Annotated in this window: 25 protein-coding genes; 10 read left to right on the forward strand and 15 right to left on the reverse strand. The window is 71.0% G+C overall.

Going from position 1 to position 23181, the window contains the following annotated elements:
• Positions 1–10: 10 nt before the first annotated feature.
• The 6 genes from AB0K73_RS06635 to AB0K73_RS06660 all read right to left on the reverse strand — a co-directional run bounded on the left by AB0K73_RS06635 (position 11) and on the right by AB0K73_RS06660 (position 6241).
• Positions 11–1486: a dihydrolipoamide acetyltransferase family protein gene (locus AB0K73_RS06635; RefSeq protein ID WP_360511856.1), complete on the reverse strand. Its 1476-nt coding sequence runs from the start codon at positions 1484–1486 to the stop codon at positions 11–13.
• Positions 1486–2508, reverse strand: a complete 1023-nt coding sequence (locus AB0K73_RS06640; RefSeq protein WP_360511858.1) for an alpha-ketoacid dehydrogenase subunit beta — start codon at positions 2506–2508, stop codon at positions 1486–1488. Before AB0K73_RS06640 ends, AB0K73_RS06635 begins: the two co-directional genes overlap by 1 nt.
• Positions 2505–3647 carry a pyruvate dehydrogenase (acetyl-transferring) E1 component subunit alpha gene (pdhA, locus tag AB0K73_RS06645; protein WP_360511860.1) on the reverse strand — a complete coding sequence of 381 codons (1143 nt, stop codon included), beginning with the start codon at positions 3645–3647 and terminating at the stop codon, positions 2505–2507. The genes AB0K73_RS06640 and pdhA overlap by 4 nt, the downstream gene beginning before the upstream one ends.
• Before the next feature lie 109 nt (positions 3648–3756).
• Complete coding sequence (locus tag AB0K73_RS06650; protein WP_360511862.1) at positions 3757–4251, reverse strand: Lrp/AsnC family transcriptional regulator; 495 nt, start codon at positions 4249–4251, stop codon at positions 3757–3759.
• Positions 4248–5075 (reverse strand): oxygenase MpaB family protein, encoded by an 828-nt coding sequence (locus tag AB0K73_RS06655; protein ID WP_360511865.1) that lies wholly within the window; start codon positions 5073–5075, stop codon positions 4248–4250. Before AB0K73_RS06655 ends, AB0K73_RS06650 begins: the two co-directional genes overlap by 4 nt.
• The gene (locus AB0K73_RS06660; RefSeq protein ID WP_360511868.1) at positions 5075–6241 is read right to left on the reverse strand and encodes a hypothetical protein; all 1167 of its coding nucleotides are present in this window, start codon (positions 6239–6241) and stop codon (positions 5075–5077) included. The genes AB0K73_RS06655 and AB0K73_RS06660 overlap by 1 nt, the downstream gene beginning before the upstream one ends.
• An 80-nt stretch (positions 6242–6321) precedes the next feature.
• Here AB0K73_RS06660 and AB0K73_RS06665 point away from each other — a divergent pair, with 80 nt between their 5' ends.
• Together AB0K73_RS06665 and AB0K73_RS06670 are read left to right on the forward strand one after the other, a co-directional pair.
• Entirely contained in the window at positions 6322–7494 is a 1173-nt protein-coding gene (locus AB0K73_RS06665) for a glycoside hydrolase family 3 N-terminal domain-containing protein (protein WP_360511870.1), read from the forward strand.
• Positions 7495–7615: 121 nt separating this feature from the next.
• A complete protein-coding gene (locus AB0K73_RS06670; RefSeq protein WP_360511872.1) occupies positions 7616–8179 on the forward strand; it encodes a YceI family protein in 564 nt (187 codons plus the stop codon).
• Here the strand turns inward: AB0K73_RS06670 and AB0K73_RS06675 are convergent.
• Positions 8145–9341, reverse strand: coding sequence for a winged helix DNA-binding domain-containing protein (locus tag AB0K73_RS06675; RefSeq protein ID WP_360511874.1), 1197 nt, complete (start codon positions 9339–9341; stop codon positions 8145–8147). The genes AB0K73_RS06670 and AB0K73_RS06675 overlap by 35 nt on opposite strands.
• A gap of 139 nt (positions 9342–9480) precedes the next feature.
• On the opposite strand from AB0K73_RS06675, the gene AB0K73_RS06680 reads away from it, so the two are divergent.
• Entirely contained in the window at positions 9481–11079 is a 1599-nt protein-coding gene (locus tag AB0K73_RS06680; protein WP_360511876.1) for an ABC-F family ATP-binding cassette domain-containing protein, read from the forward strand.
• Positions 11080–11101: 22 nt separating this feature from the next.
• On the opposite strand, the gene AB0K73_RS06685 is transcribed toward AB0K73_RS06680, so the two are convergent.
• Genes AB0K73_RS06685 through AB0K73_RS06695 form a run of 3 tightly spaced genes read right to left on the reverse strand, consistent with a single transcriptional unit; the run spans position 11102 to position 12527 of the window.
• Positions 11102–11938, reverse strand: a complete 837-nt coding sequence (locus AB0K73_RS06685) for an SURF1 family protein (RefSeq protein WP_360511878.1) — start codon at positions 11936–11938, stop codon at positions 11102–11104.
• Positions 11935–12183, reverse strand: coding sequence for a hypothetical protein (locus AB0K73_RS06690; protein WP_360511880.1), 249 nt, complete (start codon positions 12181–12183; stop codon positions 11935–11937). The genes AB0K73_RS06685 and AB0K73_RS06690 overlap by 4 nt, the downstream gene beginning before the upstream one ends.
• Positions 12180–12527 (reverse strand): DUF3099 domain-containing protein, encoded by a 348-nt coding sequence (locus tag AB0K73_RS06695; RefSeq protein ID WP_360511882.1) that lies wholly within the window; start codon positions 12525–12527, stop codon positions 12180–12182. Before AB0K73_RS06695 ends, AB0K73_RS06690 begins: the two co-directional genes overlap by 4 nt.
• 154 nt (positions 12528–12681) lie before the next feature.
• Here AB0K73_RS06695 and AB0K73_RS06700 point away from each other — a divergent pair, with 154 nt between their 5' ends.
• Positions 12682–13392 (forward strand): beta-ketoacyl-ACP reductase, encoded by a 711-nt coding sequence (locus AB0K73_RS06700; protein WP_360511884.1) that lies wholly within the window; start codon positions 12682–12684, stop codon positions 13390–13392.
• A 23-nt stretch (positions 13393–13415) separates the two neighbouring features.
• Here AB0K73_RS06700 and AB0K73_RS06705 read toward each other — a convergent pair whose 3' ends face one another.
• The 3 genes from AB0K73_RS06705 to AB0K73_RS06715 all read right to left on the reverse strand — a co-directional run bounded on the left by AB0K73_RS06705 (position 13416) and on the right by AB0K73_RS06715 (position 16353).
• Positions 13416–14366, reverse strand: coding sequence for a hypothetical protein (locus tag AB0K73_RS06705; RefSeq protein ID WP_360511886.1), 951 nt, complete (start codon positions 14364–14366; stop codon positions 13416–13418).
• A gap of 80 nt (positions 14367–14446) precedes the next feature.
• Positions 14447–15109 carry a phosphoserine phosphatase SerB gene (gene serB / locus AB0K73_RS06710; protein ID WP_360511888.1) on the reverse strand — a complete coding sequence of 221 codons (663 nt, stop codon included), beginning with the start codon at positions 15107–15109 and terminating at the stop codon, positions 14447–14449.
• Positions 15106–16353, reverse strand: a complete 1248-nt coding sequence (locus AB0K73_RS06715) for a glucose-1-phosphate adenylyltransferase (protein WP_360511890.1) — start codon at positions 16351–16353, stop codon at positions 15106–15108. The genes serB and AB0K73_RS06715 overlap by 4 nt, the downstream gene beginning before the upstream one ends.
• A gap of 93 nt (positions 16354–16446) precedes the next feature.
• Here AB0K73_RS06715 and glgA point away from each other — a divergent pair, with 93 nt between their 5' ends.
• From glgA to AB0K73_RS06735, 4 genes are all read left to right on the forward strand, one after another.
• Positions 16447–17634, forward strand: a complete 1188-nt coding sequence (glgA, locus tag AB0K73_RS06720) for a glycogen synthase (protein ID WP_360511892.1) — start codon at positions 16447–16449, stop codon at positions 17632–17634.
• A gap of 83 nt (positions 17635–17717) precedes the next feature.
• A complete protein-coding gene (locus AB0K73_RS06725; protein ID WP_360511894.1) occupies positions 17718–18509 on the forward strand; it encodes an ABC transporter ATP-binding protein in 792 nt (263 codons plus the stop codon).
• 123 nt (positions 18510–18632) lie between these two features.
• Complete coding sequence (locus AB0K73_RS06730; RefSeq protein ID WP_360511896.1) at positions 18633–18884, forward strand: type B 50S ribosomal protein L31; 252 nt, start codon at positions 18633–18635, stop codon at positions 18882–18884.
• A gap of 107 nt (positions 18885–18991) precedes the next feature.
• Positions 18992–19264 (forward strand): hypothetical protein, encoded by a 273-nt coding sequence (locus AB0K73_RS06735; protein ID WP_360511898.1) that lies wholly within the window; start codon positions 18992–18994, stop codon positions 19262–19264.
• Between the two features lie 207 nt (positions 19265–19471).
• On the opposite strand, the gene AB0K73_RS06740 is transcribed toward AB0K73_RS06735, so the two are convergent.
• On the reverse strand, positions 19472–20173 hold the full coding sequence (locus AB0K73_RS06740) for an exonuclease domain-containing protein (protein ID WP_360511900.1): 702 nt from the start codon (positions 20171–20173) through the stop codon (positions 19472–19474).
• 111 nt (positions 20174–20284) lie between these two features.
• Here AB0K73_RS06740 and AB0K73_RS06745 point away from each other — a divergent pair, with 111 nt between their 5' ends.
• Both AB0K73_RS06745 and AB0K73_RS06750 read left to right on the forward strand, forming a co-directional pair.
• Positions 20285–21181 (forward strand): alpha/beta hydrolase, encoded by an 897-nt coding sequence (locus AB0K73_RS06745; RefSeq protein WP_360511902.1) that lies wholly within the window; start codon positions 20285–20287, stop codon positions 21179–21181.
• A complete protein-coding gene (locus tag AB0K73_RS06750) occupies positions 21178–22287 on the forward strand; it encodes a glycosyltransferase family 1 protein (RefSeq protein WP_360511904.1) in 1110 nt (369 codons plus the stop codon). Before AB0K73_RS06745 ends, AB0K73_RS06750 begins: the two co-directional genes overlap by 4 nt.
• 21 nt (positions 22288–22308) lie before the next feature.
• On the opposite strand, the gene AB0K73_RS06755 is transcribed toward AB0K73_RS06750, so the two are convergent.
• On the reverse strand, positions 22309–23151 hold the full coding sequence (locus tag AB0K73_RS06755) for an NAD-dependent protein deacetylase (protein WP_360511906.1): 843 nt from the start codon (positions 23149–23151) through the stop codon (positions 22309–22311).
• Positions 23152–23181 lie beyond the last annotated feature (30 nt).

The following is a 23181-nucleotide window of genomic DNA, read 5'->3' on the forward strand; positions in this document are numbered from 1 at the left end:
CGGCCCCTGCCTACAGGTCGGCGAGCAGCGACACCGGTCGCTCGATGCAGCGGGCGATGAACGTGAGGAACGCCGCTGCTTCGGCGCCGTCGCAGACCCGGTGATCGAATGAGAGCGTGAGCTCGGTCACCGTGCGCACCGCGAGGGCGCCATCGACGACCCAGGGGCGCTCGACGAGCCGGCCGATGCCGAGCATTCCGGCTTCGGGGTGGTTGATGATCGCCGCCGAACCGTCGACGCCGAGGGTGCCGTAGTTGTTCAGCGTGAACGTGCCGCCGGTGAGCGCGGTGGGCGGGAACGCGCCGGTGGCGGCCTCCTCGCTGCGTGCGCCGATCGCGTCTCGCAGTTCGCGCAGGCTCATCCGCTCGGCTCCGTGCACGACGGGCACGAGCAGCCCGCGCGGTGTCTGCGCGGCGATGCCGAGGTTCACGGCGCCGTGCATCACGAGCTCCTCGCGCTCGGCGTCGTAGCTCGAGTTGAGCAGCGGATGCCGTGCGAGTCCGGCGACGATGAACCGTGCCACGAGCGCGGTGACGCCGAATCGCTCGCCGGTGGCCTCCTGAAGCTGGCGGCGGGCGGCGAGGAGCTCGGTGGCGTCGACATCCACCCAGACGGTGGCCTCGGGGATCTCGCGGCGTGAACGTGAGAAGTGCGCGGCGGCGGCGCGGCCCATGCGGTCGAGCGGCACGCGGCGGTCGCCCTCGGCGGGCGCAGCGGATGCGGCGGATGCGGCGGATGCCGCAGCCGCACGTTCCGCCGTGGCCGGCTCTCCGGGTGCCGCGGCGACGGCCTCGGTCGCGGTTCCGGCGCCCTCGAGCTCGCGGAGGAACTCCTCGACGTCGCGGCGCATCACGAGATGATCGGGACCGGAGCCGTCGAGCTGGCTCGCGTCGAACCCGTGCTGTCGGGCGATGCGCCGCACGATGGGCGAGACGACGGGGGAGCGGCGCGAGGGGTCGAGCCGCGCCGGCTCGCGGGCGGGACCGGTCGCGATCGTGGTTCCCGTCGAAGAGCCGGATCCGCCGGCGCCGGCGCGCTTGCGCCCGAAGCGGGAGGGAGCCGAGGCGGCGCGCTTGGTCGCGCTCGAGGCGCGGGTTCCGTACCCGATGAGCACGGCACCCGATTCCTCGGTCGCGGCCTCGGTCGGAACCGCGACCCCGGGCTCGGCGGCGGCCTCGGCGGTGGCCACGGCCTCGGCCGCGGCATCCGTCGCCTGCTCGCCCTGCGGCGGAGTGACCTCGCCACTGCCCGCGGGGGCGAGCGTCATGAGCACCTGCCCCGCGTGCAGCACCTCGCCGACCTCGCCGCCGAGCGTCTCGACGACGCCCGCGAACGGCGTCGGCAGCTGTACGACGGACTTGGCCGACTCGAGCTCGACGACCGGCTGGTCGATGGCGACCTCGTCGCCGGGAGCGACGAGCCAGGCGACGATCTCGGCCTCGGTGAGGCCCTCGCCGAGGTCGGGCAGGATGAAGTCGCGGCCCATCAGTCGTCCCATTCCCAGGTGCCGAGCGCGGCGAGGATGCGGTCGGGCGTCGGCAGGAAGTGCTCCTCGAGCTTCGGCGACGGGTAGGGGATGTCGAACCCGGTGATCCGCAGCACCGGAGCGGCCAGGTGGTGGAAGTTCCGTTCGGTCACGCGTGCGGCGACCTCGGCGCCGTAGCCGCCGAACTGGGCGGCCTCGTGGATCACGGCGGCGCGGGAGGTCTTGCGCACGGATGCCCCGACCGTCTCGTCGTCGAACGGGGAGAGGCTGCGCAGGTCGACGACCTCGATCGACAGGCCCTCGGCCTCGGCGGCGTCGGCAGCCTCGAGTGCGGTGCGCACCGTGGGGCCGTAGCCGAGCAGGGTGACGTCGGTGCCCGCGCGCACGACGACCGCCCGGTCCATCGGCGCCGTCGTGACGGGCAGCGTGAGCGGCGCCTTCGACCAGTACCGGCTCTTCGGCTCCATGAACACCACGGGGTCGTCGCTGTCGATCGCCTCGCGGAGCATCGAGTAGGCGTCGGCGGGGTTCGACGGCATCACCACGGTGAGCCCGGGCGTGGCCGTCCAGTACGCCTCGGAGGAGTCGGAGTGGTGCTCGACGCCGCCGATCGCGCCGGCGCAGGGGATGCGCACCACCATCGGCAGGGTCATCCGGCCCTTGGTGCGGTTCCGCATCTTCGCGACGTGCGACACCATCTGCTCGAACGCGGGGTAGCTGAATGCGTCGAACTGCATCTCGACGACCGGGCGCATGCCGTACATGGCCATGCCGATGGCCGTGCCGACGATGCCCGACTCGGCGAGCGGGGAGTCCCAGATGCGTTCGTCGCCGAACTGCGCCTGCAGGCCGTCGGTCACGCGGAAGACCCCGCCGAGCGGGCCCACGTCCTCGCCGTACACGACCACGCGGTCATCGGCTGCCATGGCGTCGCGAAGCGCCGCGTTCAACGCGCCCGCCATCGTGAGCTGGGTGGGGGCGGATGCCGCGGGCGTCGCCTGCTCGGTGGTGGTCGCGGTCATCGGGCGGCCCCGGCGTGCTCACGGCCGGCGTGCGTGGCGGCCTCGGCGAGTTCGGCCTCGAGGTGGGCGCGCTGCTCGAGGAGCGCGGCGCGCGGGCGGGCGTACACGTGGTCGAAGAGCTCCAGCGGGTCGAGTTCCGCCTCGGAGGTCATGACCTCGCGGGTGTGCGCGGCGACCGACTCCGCGGCATCCGTGATCTCGGAACGCAGCGACTCGGTGAGCGCGCCCTCGGAGACGAGGTACTTCTCGAGCCGCTCGATGGGGTCGCGCCGCTTCCAGTGCTCGACGTCGCGGGCGCTGCGGTAGCGGGTGGGGTCGTCGGAGTTCGTGTGCGACTCGATGCGGTAGGTGAGGCCCTCGATGAGCGTCGGGCCGCCGCCCGAGCGGGCTCGCTCGACGGCCGCACGCGTCACCGCGTACATCGCCGCCACGTCATTGCCGTCGACGTGGTAGCCCGGCATGCCATAGCCGACGGCCTTGTCGGCCAGCGTCGCGGCACGTGTCTGGCGGGCCAGTGGCACGCTGATCGCGAACTGGTTGTTCTGCACGAGGAACACCGTGGGCGTCTGCCACACCGCTGCGAAGTTGAACGCCTCGTGCGCGTCGCCCTCGCTCGTGGCGCCGTCGCCGAGGTAGGTGATGGCCACGATGGGGTCGCGGCGCAGACGGGCCGCGTGCGACAGGCCCACGGCGTGCAGGGCCTGCGTCGCGAGCGGGGTGGCCTGCGAGGCGCACCGGTGGGCGTGCTGGTCGTAGCCGTTGTGCCAGTCGCCGCGGAAGGACTGCAGGATGTCGCCCGGGTCGATGCCGCGGGTCAGCAGCGCGATGCTGTCACGGTACGTCGGGAAGAACCAGTCCTGCGCCTCGATTGCGGAGATCGCGCCGATCTCGCACGCCTCCTGCCCGTAGGCCGAGGGATACGTCGCAAGCCGGCCCTGCTTGGTGAGGGCGGTCACCTGCACGTCGAAGCGACGCGCGACGACCATGCGCCGGTAGAGCTCGACGAGCGTGTCGGGCTCGGGAAGCTCGAACCCGCCGGCCGCGGCACCGTGCACGGCGTGGCCCGCGTTGTCGAGTAGCCGGATCGGCTTCTCGGAGGGGAGCGTTCGGACGCTGTGGTGCTCGACATTGAGGCTCATATTCCCAATGTTGCGCCTGCGCGAGCTCGCCCGCAGGGGGTCTCGACGAACCGTGAACGATCGGCTCGGTGGCGTGCAAAGGGTGGCCACCCGTCCACCCGGAACGGCCCTAGGCGCGCCAGATGTCCAGCGTCTGAGCGGGCGGATGTCCCTCCAACTCGGCGAGGATCAGGTGCGACCTGGTCGACACCACACCGGGCATGTCGTGGATGTCGCGCAGGATCGCCTGGCTGAGCTGCTCGTGGTCGGGTGCGCTCACCGTGAGGATGATGTCGATGTCGCCCGAGACGGCCTGCACCTTCTCGACGAAGGGGAGGGTCGCGAGCTTGGCGGCGATCTCCTCCCAGGAGACCTCGCCGATGCGCACGACGACGAGCGCTGAGATGTGCAGGCCGATCGCCTTGCGATCGATCTGCGCGCCGAAGCCGGTGATGACGCCGCGCTTCTGCAGCTGCTGCACCCGGTTGTGCGCGGCGGTGCGTGAGACGTGCACCCGCTCGGCCAGCGTGCGCACCGAGAGCCGCCCGTCGCGGCTCAGCTCGGCCACGATGCGCCGGTCGATGCTGTCGAGCGGCTCATGCCGGTGCGGTATCTGCTGGGTCATCGTCGTCCTCGTGGCTCAAGCTCAGCGTACCGGCTGCGGCGCCGCACACGACGGAGCGAGACATGCATCGGCGCATGCCGCACGACGCGCGGGAGCAGCGGCCACACCGCCGCGATGCCGGCGAGCCAGGCATCCGCGACCCGCTCGGCCCGCGGCGTCCACCGGAACCCGAACGCCCGCCGCAGGTCGGGCGGCAGCAGCGCGGCCGTGACGAGCCGCACGAGCGGGAGCAGCGCGATGGCCCCGAACGGCAGCGCGGATGCCCCGGACAGGAGCGTGCGGGCCACCGATCGAGCGTCGGCACCCACGTCGAGCCCGGCCAGGCGCTCGGCCCACCATGCCTCGAATTCGGCTCGCGTGGCGGGCCAGCCGGCCCGGCCGGCCTGAAGGTGGAAGCCGAGGGGAGCATAGCCGCGCACGACCGCGTCGGCGGTGGCGACGTCGATCGGGCCCCAGAGCCGCTCGTGCAGCCGCAGCGCCACCCAGAGCAACGTCGACGCCACCCACCGTTGGGCGTCGGGGTCGAACGCGTTGTACGCGGACTGCCCGTCGCCGGCCGCGCCGCGCACCGGGGCGTGCCGTGCGTTCACCGAACGGACCGCCGCTGCGATCACGTCGTCGTCGCCGAATCCGACGGCGTACACGTAGTCGAGCGTGCCGAGCAGGCGGTCGAGCGGGCGGTCGCGGAACCCGCTGTGCCGGGCCACCCCACGGGCGACACGGGGGTCGGCGAGCTGCAGCAGGATGGCCGCGCCGCCGCCGAGGAGGAGTACGCCCTCGGCGCCGTGCCGCCGGAAGACCTCGCGCTCGTCATCGTGTGGCATCAGTACCAGTTGTACGCCTCCGAGTGCGCCCACGCACCGCAGGGCGTCCCGTACCGCGCCGAGATGTACGAGAGGCCCCAATCGATCTGGGTGGCGGCGTTGGTGCGCCAGTCCGAGCCGGCACTGGCCATCTTGCTGCCCGGCAGCGACTGGGGGATGCCGTAGGCGCCGCTGGATCGGTTGTACGCGTCGGCGCGCCATCCCGACTCGCGCGTCCAGAGCAGGTCGAGGCAGCGGAACTGCTCGGAGCCCCATCCGTAGGCTGCCATGCGGCTGGCGGCATACGCCTTCGCCGCCCCCCGATCGACGAGCACGCCGGGTGGGGGAGCCCCACCGCCGCCACCACCGCCACCGCCACCGCCACCGCCACGCGAGGGGGCTGGGGCTGCCGCGGCAGCGGCGTCGCGCGCGGCCTGCTCGCGCGCGGCCTGCTCGCGGGCCGCCTGCTCGCCGATGCGGAACTGCCGCTCGAGCTCGACCGAACGGTCGCGCAGGCTCGCCAACTGGGCGTAGAGCGTGTCGAGCGTCGCCCGCTGCTCGGCGACGCGCGCTTCGGCGGCCTGATGCGCAGCCTCCGCAGCCTCTGACGCGTCCGCGGCCGCGCCCGCGAGACGAGTGCGTTCCCGCTCGGCGACATCCGCCTGCGCACTCAGCGCCTGCGCATCGGCGCGAGCGGCTTTCGCCCGTGCGGCGACGCCCCCGTAGATGTTCGCGAGTTGCACCGCCCGGGAGAGGCCTGCGAGCAGATCCTTCTCGCGGCGGTCGAAGAGCAGCCGCAGCGTGACATCCGCTCCACCCGAACGTGCGAGCACGGCACTCACCCGGCCGAGCTGCGCGCCCGTTTCCGCCGCTCGCTCTGCTGCGCCAGCCGCCGCGGCGCGAAGCGTGCCGGCTCGGTCTTCGGCATCGGCACGTGCCGCCTCGGCGTCCGCCGACACGGCCGCCGCCTCGACGGCCGCATCGCCGAGCCGACCGGACTCCGCTTCGAGCTCGTCGACGAACGCCGTGATGCGGGTCGCCTCGGCCTCGCGTGTCGCGACATCCGCCTTCGCCGCCTCCACCTCGTCCCAGCTCGGGTACTCGGCGGCGGACGTGGGCCCGACCGGCACGACGAGCGTCACGGCGAGCACGATCGATGCACCGATGACCCCCACCCTGCTTCGCACGACCACCCCTCTCGAGCGCGGCGAGTCTACCCACGGTGCTGCTCGGCGCTGCGCGGGACACGCAGCGTAGACTCGTGCGGGTGCGTGCGAAGCGAGTGGCCGCGCTGCCGTTCCTGGTCGCGGCGGTGCTCCTCGTCGCGACCGCCTGCGGAAGCGCAGCCCCGACCGCGCCAACGAGGAGCCCGACCCCGAGCCCGACCGCCTCCACGCCGACACCGACGCCCGAGGCCTCGACGGCCGACTGGGTCGACGAGCGGATGTCGCAGCTCACGGCCGTGCAGAAGGCGACCGTGCTGCTCATGCTGCACGCCCCCGGTACCGATCCCGCGCCGTTGCGGGCCTACGTCGATGCCGGCGTCTCCGGTCTCATCCTGATGGGCGACAACATCCCGGGCAGCCCGGCCGAGCTCACCGCGCTCACCGGGGCCACGCAGGCGGATCCCGAAGCCCCGGTGCTCATGGGTATCGACGAGGAGGGCGGCGAGGTGCAGCGCCTGCCGTGGGACGACGCCGCGAGCGCGGAGGCACTGCGTGCCCAGCCGGCCGTCGCGAGCCGTGACGCGTTCGCGCTGCGTGCGTCGATGCTGGCGCAGGTGGGCGTCTCGGTCAACTTCGGCATCGTGGCGGATGTCACGGCCGACGCCGAGTCGTTCATCGCGGGTCGCGTGCTCGGCACCGACCCGAACGGCGCCGCCGAGCGCGTCGCCGCCGCGGTCTCGGGGGAGCAGGGCACGGTGTTCTCGACGCTCAAGCACTTCCCCGGCCACGGCGCCGCCCCGGGCGACTCCCACTCGAGTGTTCCCGCCGCGCCACTCACCATCGACGAGTGGCGTGCCGGCCCGTCGATCCCGTTCGATGCGGGCATCGATGCGGGCGCCGAGCTCGTGATGACCGGGCATCTCACCTATCCGGCGGTCGACCCTGCCCCCGCGTCCTTGTCGCCCGAGTGGCACCGGATCCTGCGGGAGGAGCTCGGCTTCGAGGGTGTGGTGGTGACCGACGACATGCTCATGCTGCAGCACAACGGCCTGCCCGAGTATGCCGATCCCGGCGAGAACGCGGTGCGCGCGATCGCGGCGGGCGCCGATCTCCTGCTCTACGTGCTGCCGGCCGACCCGTCGGAGTTCGGCATCTCGATCGACGGGCTGGCCGCCTCGATCGTCGCCGCGGTGCAGTCGGGGCGCATCACCGAGCGCCGCCTCGACGAGGCCGTGGCGCGCGTGCTGACGCTCCGGCGGTCGCTCGTCTCCTGACTCGGGGAACACTCAGACCGAAGTCATGCGATTCCGGGAATAGGCGGAGAGATCTATGCGTTTGCATTCGTGTGGCCGCACTGGCCGCACCGACATCCCTACAACGGAGAGAACCAGTACTATGACGAGCACCGCCATCAGGACCGAGATTCCCGGTTACCGCGTCGGCACCTGGACCATCGACAACGCGCACAGCGAGGTCGGCTTCAGCATCCGCCACATCATGATCAGCAAGGTGAAGGGCAAGTTCGAGCGATTCGACGCCACCTTCGTGACCGCCGAGAACCCCCTCGAGTCCAGCGTGACGGCGTCCGCCGAGGTCGCCTCGATCACCACCAACGAGCCGAACCGCGACGCGCACCTGCGCACCGGCGACTTCTTCGAGGCCGAGACGTACCCGACCATCGACTTCGTGTCGACGGGCGTTCGCGTGGACGGCGGCGACTTCAAGGTGGACGGCGACCTCACCATCCGCGGCATCACCAAGCCGGTCACGTTCGACTTCGAGTTCGGCGGCTTCGGTGGCGACCCCTACGGCAACTACAAGGGTGGCGCCACGGCCAAGACCGTCATCAACCGTGAGGACTTCGGCCTCACCTACAACGCGGCGCTCGAGACCGGTGGCATGCTCCTCGGCGACAAGGTGACCATCACCCTCGAGCTGCAGGCCTCGCTTCAGCAGTAATCGTTGCGACCCGAGAACGGGCGGTGCCGTCGATCGGCGCCGCCCGTTCCGTCGTTCCGGCGACCGTGACGCTGCCGAGCTCGTCGCCCCAGAAGCGGGCCCAGGCGCGAAGCGACGACGTGAACGTGGCCGGGTCGAGACCGGATGCCGCATCGAATCCGTCGAGCACCACGGATGACCTCTTCCGCCCCTGGCCCCGACGCCACGTGCCGACGACCCGGCCACCGGCCACGAGGATCGGTTGCAAGACGCCGTTGCCGCCCGGGATCACTCGTGCGGCATGCACCGGATCGCAGACGGCGTCGCGATCGGCGTACCCGAGGAAGTACTCGTCGAACGGCGCGAGGGCGATCGCGCCCGCCGCGCGCGGCGCACGGGCCGCGGGATCGGCCGGCCACCCGGCATCCGCTGCGACGAACCGCTCGTCATCGAAGGCGACGACGGCACCGTCGGCCGCCGCTCGGGCGCGGCGCGCGTCGCCGAGCGTCAGTCCGGTCCACCAGGCGAAGTCCTGCACGGTCGCGGGGCCGTGACCCGCGATGTACGCCCCGAACAGGCGGGCGAGGGTCTCCTCGCGGTCCTCGGCGACGGCAGGGCCGGGGGCCCACTCGTCGAGCAGCACGAGTCGCTGCCCGCGCCCCTCGATCGGACCCCAGCAGATGACGGCGTCGCGGGCCAGCCACGCGATCAGGTGGTATCCGCGCTGCCCGGTCGTGGCGACACCGGCGGCCTCCCACGCCGCCTGCAGTTCGTCGCGCGAGCGGGACGCGCCCCCGGCGAGTTCAGCCTCGGCGATGGTACGGGCGCGCCGATACGTCGCCTCGTCGAGCTCGAGCTGCCGGTGGCGCGCCACGGACTGCTGCAGGATGCGCGGGGCGGTGATCGCGAGGATCGGCCGGAGCCGGTCGATGGGCAGCAGGTGGAGCGTGCCGCGCATCGGCCACGAACGCACGATCTCACGTGCGTCGATCGCGGCATCCACGTCGGCCGCGACCGACCCGGGAACGCGCGCGCCGAGCACCCACTTCGCGGCAGCGAAGTCCTGCGCCTGGACGGCACCGAGCCGGCGGACGGCATCGGCGACCGTGGGGTGACCGCGGCGGAGGCCGTGCGACTCGAGACGGGCTGCGCGCAGTCGCGCGCTCGGGGGCGGCTTCGGCATGGTCCGAGTCTGCCGGATGCCGCCGACACCGGTGGCGGAGCATGGCCACGCGTGGAGGTTGGCGTTCGACGAGCGGGATAGACTGGGAGGCTGTGCCCGTCGGCACGCTCCCACACCGTCATCAGCCCGGAGGATTCCCGTGCTCGCCGTCCATGATCTCGAGATCCGCATCGGCGCGCGCGTGCTCATGGAGCACGTGAACTTCCGCGTCAGCGACGGCGACAAGATCGGCCTCGTGGGTCGCAACGGGGCCGGCAAGACGACCCTCACCAAGACGCTCGCGGGCGAGACGCTGCCGACCGGCGGACGCATCGACCGCACGGGCGAGATCGGGTACCTCCCGCAGGACCCGCGCTCAGGTGATCCCGAGATGCTCGCGCGCACGCGCATCCTCGACGCGCGCGGCCTGGGCTCGCTCGTGCTCGGCATGCACGAGGCATCCGTCGCCATGGCCAGCGACGACGACGCCGTCGCCGAACGCGCGATGCGCAAGTACGGCAACCTCACCGACCGCTTCACCGCGCTCGGCGGGTACGCCGCCGAGGCCGAGGCCGCGTCGATCGCGTCGAACCTCAACCTGCCCGACCGCATCCTCGACCAGCCGCTGAAGACCCTCTCGGGCGGCCAGCGCCGGCGCATCGAGCTGGCCCGCATCCTCTTCTCCGACGCCGACACGATGATCCTCGACGAGCCGACGAACCACCTCGACGCCGACTCGGTGGTGTGGCTCCGCGAGTTCCTCAAGGGCTACAAGGGCGGCGTGATCGTGATCAGCCACGACGTCGAGCTCGTCGGCGAGGTCGTGAACCGCGTGTTCTACCTCGACGCGAACCGCTCGGTCATCGACATCTACAACATGGGCTGGAAGCACTACCAGCGCCAGCGCGCCGCCGACGAGGAGCGCCGCAAGAAGGAACGTGCCAACGCCGAGAAGAAGGCGGGCGTACTCCAACTGCAGGCCGCGAAGTTCGGCGCGAAGGCGTCGAAGGCCGCCGCGGCGCACCAGATGGTGGCCCGAGCCGAGAAGCTCCTCGCCGGACTCGAGGAGGTGCGCGCCGTCGACCGGGTGGCGAAGCTGCGCTTCCCGACACCGGCACCGTGCGGGCGCACGCCGCTCACGGCGAGCGACCTGTCGAAGAGCTACGGGTCGCTCGAGATCTTCGCCGCGGTCGACCTCGCGATCGACCGGGGATCGAAGGTCGTCATCATCGGCCTCAACGGCGCCGGCAAGACCACGCTCCTGCGCATCCTCGCGGGCGTCGACCGTCCTGACACGGGTGTGGTGGAAGCGGGGCACGGCCTCCGCGTCGGCTACTACGCGCAGGAGCACGAGACGCTCGACGTGAAGCGCAGCGTGCTGCAGAACATGGTGAGCGCCTCACCGAACCTCACCGAAACCGAGGCGCGCAAGGTGCTCGGCTCCTTCCTCTTCACGGGTGACGACGTGCACAAGCCGGCCGGCGTGCTCTCGGGCGGTGAGAAGACCCGTCTCGCGCTCGCGATGATCGTGGTGTCGGGCGCGAACGTGCTGCTGCTCGATGAGCCGACGAACAACCTCGATCCCGCGAGCCGGGCCGAGATCCTCGACGCGCTCGCGCACTACGAGGGTTCGGTCGTGCTCGTCTCGCACGACCCCGGTGCGGTCGAGGCGCTCAACCCCGAGCGCGTGCTCATCATGCCCGACGGCACCGAAGACCACTGGAGCCGCGAGTACCAGGAGCTCATCGAGCTGGCCTGAACTACCGCGGTGGCGCGATGCTCTACCGACGGTCGAGCACCTCGTCCTCGACATCGGCATCCCTGCGCTCGCGCGGCGGCCTGCGGGACTGGCGCGGCGCCTCCGGCGCGTCGGGCGAAGCGGATGCCTCCGCGAGCGCGCGTCGTTCCTGGTTCGCGGCCCAGCCGAGTCCGATGAACGCCATCAGCGCGAACACGAACCACTGCAGCGCGTAGGAGAGGTGCGGCCCCTCGTCGCGGATGGGACGCGGAGCCGCGAGCGGCGGCTCGGAGGCATCCGCCCCCGGCTGCACCAGGACGCCGTACGCCCCCGTATAGGCAGGCTCGCCGACGCGCTCGGCCAGCTCGGGGAGGTCGATGGTCGCGAACTCGTTGCCCGTCGACGTACGTCCGGCGATGCGTCCCTCGCCGGCCTTCAGTCGCGCCTCGACCTCGACCTGACCCGCGGGCGGCGCGGCGTACTCGCCCGGCCGTCCATCGGAGCCCTGTGCGATCCAGCCGCGGTCGACCATGAACACGGTGCCGTCGTCGAGGCGGATGGGCGTGATGACCTCGAAGCCCGAACTGCCGCCGAACGGGCGGTTGCGCACGACGATCTCCTCGTCGGCGAGGTACTCGCCCTCGAGCGCGACGACGAGCCAGCGCTGGTCGATGTCGAACGCGGCGGGATCGGGGAGTGCCTCCGCGACGGGCACGGCCTCGGCGTCGTAGTTCGCGTCGATGCGGGCGACCTCGGCGAGCGCCTCGGCGCGACGGTTCAGCTGCCATGTTCCGAGCGCCGAGCTGGCGATGGCGAACACGACGACGAGTGCGAGGTAGCCGGCCCAACGCCGCGACCTCAGGAAGGACCAGCTGTTCACGTGCCGGCCTCCACGTCGGCATCGGTCTCGGTGGGGTCGAATCGAGTGACGCGCACTGGGAACGAGCGGGCCTCGAGGAACCCCTGCAGGTAGTCGACGTGCTCGTCGCACGCGAGCCACGTCTTCCACCGGTCGCCGGCGTGGATGCGCGGGTTCTGCCAGTCGATGCGCCACGCGGCTCCTGAGCGGCATGCAGCGCGCGAACATACTCCCTGGGCGGCGTCCGCCCCGATGCCGCCGATCACGCGGCACCGCGATCGTGGTCGGTTCCCCCGTCGTCGGATGCCGCGGGAGGCGTGCCGCCGCCGGACTCACCGGCGCCCGGGGCGGGGGGAGTCACCCGCACGATACCGCCGGGGCGCAGCACGGTGTCCCGCGATGACGTGTTCACGTTCGCGAGCACGACCGCGACGTAGGGCAGGAAGACCGCGCCCGCCGCGAAGATCACGAGCCACCAGCCCTGCGCGAACAGCATGGCGAAGATGCACAGGACGCGGATCGTCATCGCGATCGTGTACTTGATCATGCGCGCGCGTCGCTCCGCTTCCGGCGAAGGCGGCAGCGAAGTGATCGTCTGGTGCTGCTTCATCGTGGACGCCGTGGGTCGAGCGGCACTCCTCACCCTCAAGCCTACGTCCGTCTGGGGTCGACGGATGCCCCGATCGGCGAGCCTCTATGCTGAAACGGGCCCACGGGCCAAGCCGGTCCCGGCGCCCACCCGCACCGCAGAAACGGAGTCCAGCATGACGACGAGCCGCACCGTCCTCGTGACCGGAGGCAACCGGGGAATCGGGCACGCGATCGCCCGCGAGTTCCTCGCCCAGGGCCACCGGGTGGCGGTCACCGCTCGGTCGGGCGAGGGCCCGGAGGGCTCGCTCACGGTGCGAGCGGATGTCACGGATGCGGCATCCGTCGACCAGGCCTTCACCGAGGTGGAGGCGGCGCTCGGCCCAGTGGAGGTCGTCGTGGCGAACGCCGGCATCACGCGCGACACGCTCCTCATGCGCATGAGCGAGGACGACTTCACGAGCGTCGTCGACACGAACCTCACCGGGGCGTTCCGGGTGGTGAAGCGCGCCTCGAAGGGCATGCTCAAGGCCCGGTTCGGACGCATCGTGCTGATCTCGAGCGTCGTCGGGCTCTACGGTTCGGCCGGCCAGGTGAACTACTCGTCATCGAAGGCCGGCCTCGTGGGCATGGCACGCTCCCTCACGCGTGAGCTGGGCGCCCGCAACATCACCGCCAACGTCGTCGCGCCGGGATTCATCGAGACCGACATGACCGACGAACTCCCCGAGGCGCAGCAGGCGGAGTACCTGAAGAGCATTCCGCTCGCCCGCTTCGCGTCGCCCGACGAGGTCGCGAAGGTCGTCGCGTGGCTCGCGGGCGACGATGCCGGCTACATCTCGGGCGCGGTCATCCCGGTCGACGGCGGCCTCGGGATGGGGCACTAGCCGCGGCACTCCTCACCCGGCCGCTACCGGTCGACGCGCGTCACCCAGTACTCGGTGTCGGGCGTCGGCGGCGTGTTGAACCTCGCATTCGGGAGGAACAGGCCGTCGCCGTACCTGGCGACTGTGGTCGGGATGTCGAACTCGGGGCCCGTCAGCGTGTCGACCAGCCGGCCCGAGAAGCCCTGCGCCGCCATCTCGAACACCGCCACCTGGTTCAGCTGGTTCTGCACCACGTACAGCGTGCGACCGAGCACGAGCAGTCCGTCGCCGTTCGGGACCTGCGCGCCGCCGAGGTCGACCGCGATCGCCTCGCCGGAGGCTGGATCCACCCGGAAGAGCGTGCCGGTCGATGACTGCACGACGAACAGCGCGCGACGGTCGGGGGTCATGGCGATGCCGTTCGCGTTGAAGCCCGGCTGCTGCACCCAGTCGCCGGTGAGCGGAACGGTGAGCACGTCGGACTGGTCGGGAAGTTCGCCTGACGGGCCGATGGGCAGGAAGTACAGCTGCGCCTGCATGCTGTCGGTGAACCAGGCACCGTCCTTGGTGAGCACCACGTCGTTGACGAACGTCGTGCCGGTCGTGAGTTGGTAGGTCGCGAGGATGTCGCCACTGGCGGCATCGACCACGCGCGCGGTGCCCGATGGACCACCCGCCACGAAGAGCCGATCGTGCTGGTCGATCTTGAGCCCGACCGACGGAGTCCCGGGTCCCTCGCTGATGATCTCGCCCGTACCGGTGTGCAGGTCGGCCGCGTAGATGTCGCCATCGGCGAGCGAGCCGACGTAGGCGATGCCGCGCGGATCGATCGCGATGCCCTCGGGCCGGAACCCGTCGGGGAGTTCGATGAGGTCCTCGACCTGACCGCCGCCCGGTGGCGAGTTCGCGGCCTGGGCGGCTCCCGCCGCCGAGGCGACGAGGAGGCCGGCGAGTGCGGCGGCGGAGAATGCACGTGCGACCAGGCGTCCGGACATGGGGCACATGCTACGACGGCCGCGCCGATGCGGCCAGACCCCGGAGCCGAACTCGCCTGCAGCCTTCGACGCGGCGGGCGTCAGCCCCGCAGGCCGAGGAGCGCCAGCACCTGGCTCAGATCTGGGCGGTCGATCGCGACATCCGCTCGCTCGCGCACGACGGGCTTCGCGCAGAACGCGACGCCGAGCGCGGCCCGGCCGAGCATCTCGAGGTCGTTCGCGCCGTCGCCCACCGCAACCGTGCGGTCGTGACGGATGCCGCTCGCCTCCGCCCACTCGTCGAGTGACGTCGCCTTCGCGTGCGCGTCCACGATGGGGCCGTCGACCCGGCCGGTGAGCCGGCCGCCGGCTACCTCGAGGCGGTTGGCACGGCAGAAGTCGAGGCCGAGGCGCGTCGCGAGCGGATCGAGCAACTCGTGGAATCCGCCCGAGACCACGCCGACGTGCCCGCCCGCGGCGTGCACGCCGTCGATGAGCTCCTGCACGCCCGGCGTGGGCGTCATCTGCAGCCGGACCCGCTCGAACGCGGCGACGTCGAGCCCCTCGAGGGTCGCGACACGTTCGCGGAGGCTTGCCGCGAAGTCGAGCTCGCCGCGCATGGCGCGCTCCGTCACGGCCGCGACGAGCTCGAGGCCGCCCGCGGCATCCGCCAGCAGCTCGATGGCCTCCTCGCGGATGAGCGTGGAGTCGGCGTCGAGCACGACGAGGGGGCCGCTCGCGCGGCCGCGTTCACCGCCCGTCACGCCGCGGACCGAACCCTCGAACCCTTGCCGACGACCGTGATGCCGCTGTCGGTGACGATGAAGCCGCGCGCCAGGTCTTCGGCGCGGTCGACGCCGATGCGCGCGCCCGTCTCGACGACGACCTCCTTGTCGAGGATCGCGCGCTGCACCGTTGCCCCAGCGTCGATGCGGGCGCGATCGAACAGGATCGAGTCGGAGACGTGCGCCCCCGAACCGACGATCGCCCAAGGCCCGAGCACGCTGCGCTCGACGTGCGCGCCCGAGATGACCGAGCCGAGCGAGACGATCGAGTCGATGACGGTGCCGAGGGTGCCGCGCGCGTCGCGCGTGAACTTGGCCGGCGGCGAGTTGAGCTGCTGGCTGAAGATCGGCCACTCCCGGTTGTAGAGGTTGAACACCGGGAGCACCGAGATGAGGTCCTGGTGGGCCTCGAAGAACGAGTCGATGGTTCCCACGTCGCGCCAGTAGTAGCGGTCGCGGTCGGTCGAACCTGGCACGTCGTTGCGTTTGAGGTCGTACACGCCTGCCGCCCCCTCGTTGACGAACGCGGGGATGATGTCGCCGCCCATGTCGTGGCTCGAATCGGCACGCTCGCCGTCGCGGAGCACGGCATCGATGAGCGCGTCCGCATCGAAGACGTAGTTGCCCATCGAGGCGAGCACCTCGTGTGGCGCATCGGGCAGGCCCACCGGCTCCTTCGGCTTCTCGAGGAAGCGGTGGATGCGGTCGGGCTGCTTCGGGTCGACCTCGATGACGCCGAACTGGTCGGCGAGGGTGATGGGCTGGCGGATCGCAGCGACCGTCGCGGCGAGCCCCGACTCGATGTGTGCGTCGATCATCTGCGCGAAGTCCATGCGGTACACGTGGTCGGCGCCGACCACCACGATGATGTCGGGCTGCTCGTCGTAGATGAGGTTGAGGCTCTGCAGGATCGCGTCGGCCGATCCCGAGAACCAGCGTTTGCCGAGGCGTTGCTGTGCGGGCACCGACGCCACGTACGAGTTGAGCAGGGGGCCCATGCGCCAGGTCTGCGAGACGTGCCGGTCGAGGCTGTGCGACTTGTACTGCGTGAGCACGACGATCTGCCGAAGCCCCGAGTTGAGCAGGTTCGAGAGGGCGAAGTCGACGAGTCGGTACTGCCCACCGAACGGCACCGCGGGCTTCGCGCGGTCCTCGGTGAGGGGCATGAGGCGCTTCCCCTCGCCGCCGGCGAGCACGATGCCGAAAACCTTGCGCGTGGCCATGCGTCCCAGCGTAGTCAGAGGTGGCCGATGGCGTGGGTCGAAGTCGGGGCATGACGATGGGGTTGACGGATGCCGCTGCGCTAGCGTTGCTGCATGCGCGTCGACCTGCTCACCCGCGAGTATCCACCCGAGGTGTACGGCGGAGCGGGGGTGCACGTCGCCGAGCTCGTGCGAGCGCTGCGGCGTGACCTCGAGGTCTCCGTGCGCTGCTTCGGCGCACCGCGCGACGAACCCGGCACGTTCGCGTACCCGACGCCGTCGGAGTTCTCGGGCCGGAACGCCGCGCTCGGCACCATGGGCGTCGACCTGCTCATGGCGGGTGATGTCGCGGGGTCCGACGTGGTGCACTCGCACACGTGGTACGCGAACTTCGCCGGCTTCACCGCGAAGCGCCTGCACGACATCCCGCACGTGGTCACCGCGCACAGCCTCGAACCCCTCCGTCCGTGGAAGGCCGAGCAGCTCGGCGGCGGCTACCGGCTCTCGTCGTGGGTCGAGCGCACGGCTTTCGAGGATGCGGACGCCGTGATCGCCGTGAGCGACGGCATGCGACGCGACATCCTGCGCGCCTACCCGGCGATCGACCCCGCCCACGTCGAGGTCGTCTACAACGGCATCGACCTCGTCGACTGGCGGCCGAACCACGACTCCGACACCGCCCGGGCACTGGGACTCGACCCCGACCGGCCGTCGGTCATCTTCGTCGGACGGATCACCCGGCAGAAGGGCCTGCCGTACCTCCTGCGGGCGGCGCGGCTGCTGCCCGACGACGTGCAGCTCGTGCTCTGCGCCGGGGCTCCCGACACCGAGGAGATCATGCGCGAGGTCACGGGCCTCGTCGAGGAGCTGCGCGCCGAGCGCGACGGCGTGATCTGGATCGACCGCCACCTCCCGCGTGCCGAGCTCACGGCACTGCTGACCTCGGCCACGACGTTCGTCTGCCCGTCGGTGTACGAGCCGCTCGGCATCGTGAACCTCGAGGCGATGGCCTGCGGTGCGCCCGTGGTGGGCACCGCGACAGGCGGCATTCCAGAAGTCATCAAGGACGGCGAGACCGGGGTGCTCGTGCCGATCGCGCAGGCCGACGACGGCACCGGGACTCCGCTCGACCCCGACGCCTTCGTCGCGGATCTCGCCGCGGCGCTCACGCGCGTGGTGAGCGACCCGGCCGCGGCGCGCGCCATGGGGGAGGCGGGCCGACGTCGCGCGGAGACGCACTTCGCCTGGGATGCGATCGCCGCGCGCACCCGCGAGGTCTACGATCGCGTGATCGCACGATGACCGCCGCACACAGCCTGGCGGTTCCCACGGGGTCGCCGTCGGGCGCGCGGGGTGCCGCTCCGCATCCCGATAGCATTGGTGACATGGCGAGCACGGTTCTGGCGTTCAACGATGTGTCGGTGGTCCGAGACGGCAATGCGATCCTCGACTCCATCACGTGGACCGTCGGATCCGACGAGCGCTGGGTCATCCTCGGGCCGAACGGGGCCGGCAAGACCACGCTGCTCCAGATCGCGGCCGCGGCGATGCATCCGACCAAGGGCACCGCCGACGTGCTGCAGGAGGCGCTCGGCAAGGTCGACGTCTTCGAGCTGCGGCCGATGATCGGCTTCGCATCCACCGCCATGGCACGCAAGATCCCGCGCAACGAGTCGGTGCTCGACACCGTGCTCACGGCGGCCTACTCGGTCACCGGCCGGTGGAACGAGGAGTACGAGGAGATCGACCTCCGTCGTGCCAACCGCGTGCTGAAGGAGTGGGGTCTCGAGGGCTTCGCGGAGCGCCGCTTCGGGAGCCTCTCCGACGGTGAGCAGAAGCGCGTGCAGATCGCGCGCTCGGTGATGACCGATCCCGAGCTCCTGCTGCTCGATGAGCCGGCCGCCAGCCTCGACCTCGGTGCGCGCGAGGAGCTCGTCGGCCTCCTCGGAGGCTACGCCTCCTCGCCCGCGTCGCCCGCGATCATCATGGTCACGCACCACGTCGAGGAGATCCCGCCGGGCTTCACGCACGCGATGCTCCTCGCGCACGGCAGGATCGTCGAGGCCGGCCCCATCGCCGAGGCGCTCACGTCGGAGTCGCTGACCGAGACGTTCGGCATCCCGATCGAGCTCACCGAGCACGACCGGCGTTACGTCGCGCGGTCCGCCGCTGCCTGACGTGCGACAGCGTCGGTTCTGCTAGAATCGGTAGCTGGCCCGCGGGCCACCATGCTTTCCTGCCACGCGCATGTGCTCGTGGGTGGGATTCCCGAACATCATCCGATCAGCAAGGAAGTCTCCATGAAGACCGACATCCACCCCCAGTACAACGCCGTCGTCTTCCGCGACCTCGCTTCGGGCGCCACGTTCCTCACCCGCTCGACGGTCTCGAGCGACAAGACGATCGAGCTCGACGGCGAGACGTACCCCGTCATCGACGTCGAGATCTCGTCGGAGTCGCACCCGTTCTACACGGGCAAGCAGCGCATCATGGACTCGGCCGGCCGCGTCGAGAAGTTCAACCAGCGCTTCAAGAACTTCGGCAAGAACTAACTGCCACGCTTGGGAGGGCCCCGCCATTCGGCGGGGCCCTCTCGGTGTCCGGGGGCGACTTACGATGGACCCTGACCCCGCTCTTGCGCCCGCCGATGGAGGCAACGTTGGCCCCAGATGCATCGCCGTCACTGAACCAGTCGCTGAAGGTGCTGGGAAGGGACCCGCGGTATCAGCTCATCTCCGCGTGGGTCGCGATCGTGTTTTCGCCCTTCTTCATCTTCATCTTCTGGGTGATCGCCCAGGTGATGTCGCCGTGGTTCTGGGTACTGTTCGCCGCCGCCGTGTTGAACTTCGCGTACAACATCTGGCTCGTCGTGAAGTATCGGCGTGTGTTTCGGCGGGAGACTCCGACCGAGGAGCGTTTACACGCCGAGTAACTTCGGCAAGTAAACACCTGCCACTCGAAGGGCGAGCGACTCCGGTCGCTCGCCCTTCATCGTGCCCGGGCACGGCGTCGCGAAAACAGGAGCCCGCAGCAGCTGCAGGAGCATCCGGGATGTTTCCCCAGCCGCCGCGGCGTGTCCCCATGCTTTCGCGCTCGGCCGCGAAGGGTGTGGTGCGGATGCCGCGGCAGCGAGGGCGCGTCAGCGCACCGGCCACGCGCCCGACGTCGTGAATTCGGGCTCGCCGTTGGCGCGGCGCCACGCCTGGTAGCTCTCGGCCTGCTCGCGGCACCAGTCGACCTGGCGGGCGTGCAGGTCGGCCACGGCGATGGCGGCGAGCTCGGGGTAGGCGCGTGCGATCGCCTGCGCGACCCGGCCCGCGGCAACGGCATCGGCGCCGGCGTCGTGGGCGTTCGGCAGCAAGACACCGTAGTGCGCGGCCGTGGCGGTGAGCGTGCGCTTGCCGCGCCGGTACCGGTCGACGGCCTTGTCGATGACGAGCGGGTCGATGACGGGGCCGGGTCCGGGCAGGGGAGTGTGGCCGTAGCGTTCGGCCTCGCGGGCGAGCACGGAGAGGTCGTAGGCGGCGTTGTATGCCACGATCGGGAGGCCCCTCGTCGCGGCATCCGTCAATGCCTCGATGATCTCGGCGACCGCGATGGCGGCAACCTGGCCCTCGAGCCGTGCCCGCTCGGTGGTCACCCCGTGGATGAGCGAGGCCGCCGTGGGGATCTCGACGCCCGGATCGACGATCCACTCGCGTCGTTCGAGCACTTCGCCGCCGAAGCCGATCACGCCCACGTGCGCCGTGACGATGCGGCAGGTATCGACGTCGATGCCCGTGGTCTCGAGGTCGAAGACGGCGAGGGTGTTCGCCCAGTGGGCGCGCGGGGGGACATCCATGGTCGAAGGCTATGGGCGGCCACCGTCAGGGAGGGTGAACCGACCGCGTGTGGCGTGGCATCCGGTGCCGGAAGCGCCGTGGGCGTTCAGGGGGCTCGCCATAGAATGGCGGTGATGATCGCCTCCCCGTACGCCGAGCAGCTCGCTCGCATCCCGGTTCGCGGGCACCGTGTCGACGTCGGCGGAACCGAGACCGCGTGGTGGGAATACGGTGCTGCGGATGCCCCGGTGCTCGTGCTCGTGCACGGGTTCCGCGGCGACCACCACGGCCTCGAGCCCGTCGTCGCGCAACTGCCCGGGTTCCGCATCGTCTCGCCCGACCTTCCCGGCTTCGGCGAGACGGCCACCTTCGAAGGCCGCCCGCACGACATCGAGGCGTACGCCGCGTGGCTCGCCGCGTTCGTCGTCGCCGTCGGCATCACCGGCCCCTACGTCCTGCTCGGGCACTCATTCGGCTCGATCGTGGCCGCGGCCGCCGTCGCCCGCGGCCTCGCACCTGAGCGGCTCGTGCTCGTGAACCCGATCGGCGCCCCGGCGCTCGAGGGGCCTCGCGGCGTGATGACCCGCCTCGCGGTGCTCTACTACCGCACCGCGGCGGCGCTGCCCCAACGCGCAGGGTTCGCGCTCCTGCGCAACGGCGCCATCGTGCGCGTCATGAGCGTCACCATGGCGAAGACGAGGTCGAAGACGCTCCGGCGCTGGATCCACGACCAGCACGACCGCTACTTCTCCGCGTTCGGCGACCGCGATGCGGTGCTCGAGGCGTTCCGCGCGTCGGTGAGCCACGACGTCAGCGAGTACGCGCGCGACATCCGCGTGCCCACGCTGCTCGTGGCGGCCGAGCGCGACGACGTCACGCCCATCGAGGCGCAGCGGAGTCTCGTCACGCTCTTCCCCGACGCGAAGCTCGAGGTCATCCCCGAGGTCGGACACCTGATCCACTACGAGACGCCGGGCGACGCCGCGGCGCGCATCCTGCGGTTCCTGCGCTCCGGAGCGCGGGCGTGAGGATCGTCGTCGACTGCCGCTACGTCCGCATCGGGCACCACGACGGCATCAGCCGATTCACGGCGGGCATCGTCACCGAGCTCGGCAGGCGGCATCCACTCACCATGCTCATCAGCGACCACCGCCAGCTCGAGATGCTGCCGCAACTGCCGTGGCAGCTGGTGAGCTCGCCCACGAGCATCCGCGAGCCCCTCGTGGCTCTGCGTGTGCGGAAGCTCCGCCCCGACCTCGTGTTCTCGCCCATGCAGACCATGGGCTCATGGGGCCGCGACTACAAGCTGCTGCTCACCGTGCACGACCTCATCTACTACGAGAACCGCACGCCCCCACGCGACCTGCCGGCGCCCGTTCGCCTGCTCTGGCGGCTCTACCACCTCGCCTGGTGGCCGCAGCGGATGCTCCTCAATCGCGCCGACGCGGTCGTCACCGTGTCCGAGACCACCGCCGCACTCATCCGCGAGCACCACCTCACCGAACGGCCCATCGCGGTCGTGCCGAACGCCGCCGACGACCTCGGCACGCCGGCGCTGCCTCGGGTGCGCCCAGAGGGCAAGCGGCTCGTATACATGGGCTCGTACATGCCATACAAGAACGTCGACACGCTCGTGCGTGCCGTCGCCGCCCTGCCCGACCACGAGCTGCACCTCGCCAGTCGCATCAGTCGCGAAGAACGCGAGCGGCTCACGCGGCTCGCTCCGCAGGCGCGGCTCGTCTTCCACGACGGGGTGACGGATGCCGCATACGCCGAGCTGCTCCTCGGTGCGACGGCGCTCGTACACGCGTCGCGCGCCGAGGGATTCGGCATCCCGCTCGTCGAGGCCATGCGGCTCGGCACGCCCGTCGTCGTGAGCGACATCCCGATCTTCCGCGAGATCGGCGGACACGCGGCGATGTACTTCGACGCCGAGAACCCCGAATCGCTCGTCGGCGCACTGTGGGCGCTCGAGCGCGACGGGGAGTGGGAGCGGCGCTCCGCGGCATCCGTCGAGGTGGCTGCGAAGTACAACTGGGCGACCTCGGCCGAGAAGCTGCTCGACCTCATGCGGCGCACCGTAGGACCAGGCGGCCGACGCCGCCGGGGACGCCGGGGTCGCGCGCGCGGCTGACCGCGGTGACCTCGCTCGAGCTCAGTGCAGCGAGTCCGCAATCGCGGTGAGCGTCTCGCCGGCACCGCCGTCGATCTTCACCGTGGCGCGGCCGTCGGCCTTCGTCACCCCGCGGTTCACCACGATGATCGGCATGCGACGCCGGCGGGCGAGTTCGATGAGGCGGATCCCCGAGTTCACGACGAGCGACGAACCGGCCACGAGCAGGGTGTCGGCACCGCGCACGAGGGAGGCGGCCGAGTGGAACGTGTCGGTCGGCACGAACTCGCCGAAGAACACGACATCGGGCTTCAGGATGCCGCCGCACACCGTGCACGCGGGAATCGCCATCGACTCGACGTCGTCGACCTCGACGTCGCCGTCGGGGGAGGGCCGGATCGCCATGTCGAGATCGACGAGTGGGTTCAGCTCGGCGAGGCGGTCGGCGATGGCCTGCCGGGCGTAGTGCTGGCCGCACGTGAGGCAGCGCACACGGTCCATGCCGCCGTGCAGCTCGACCACGTGGCGGCTGCCGGCACGACGATGCAGGCCGTCGACGTTCTGGGTGACGACGCCCGGCACGACTCCCCGCGACTCGAGGCGGGCGAGGGCGCGGTGCGCCGAGTTCGGCTTCGCCGCGGCGAAGTTGCGCCAACCGAGGTGACTGCCCGCCCAGTAGCGCTTGCGGGCCGTCTCCGATGCCAGGAAGGTCTGGAACGTCATGGGCGTGCGCACGGGCGCGCCCTCGCCGCGGTAGTCGGGGATGCCCGAGTCGGTCGAGACACCGGCGCCCGTGAGCACGGCGACCTGTGCACCGCGCATGAACGAGACGGCGGTGTCGAGCAGGTCGTCGGTCAGCAGCGGAGCTTCCAGGCCAGATGCCATGTGGATCTCCCTTCGGAGTGTTCCCCAGTG

Source organism: Agromyces sp. NPDC052230 (genome assembly GCF_040679595.1).
Classification (GTDB): domain Bacteria; phylum Actinomycetota; class Actinomycetes; order Actinomycetales; family Microbacteriaceae; genus Agromyces.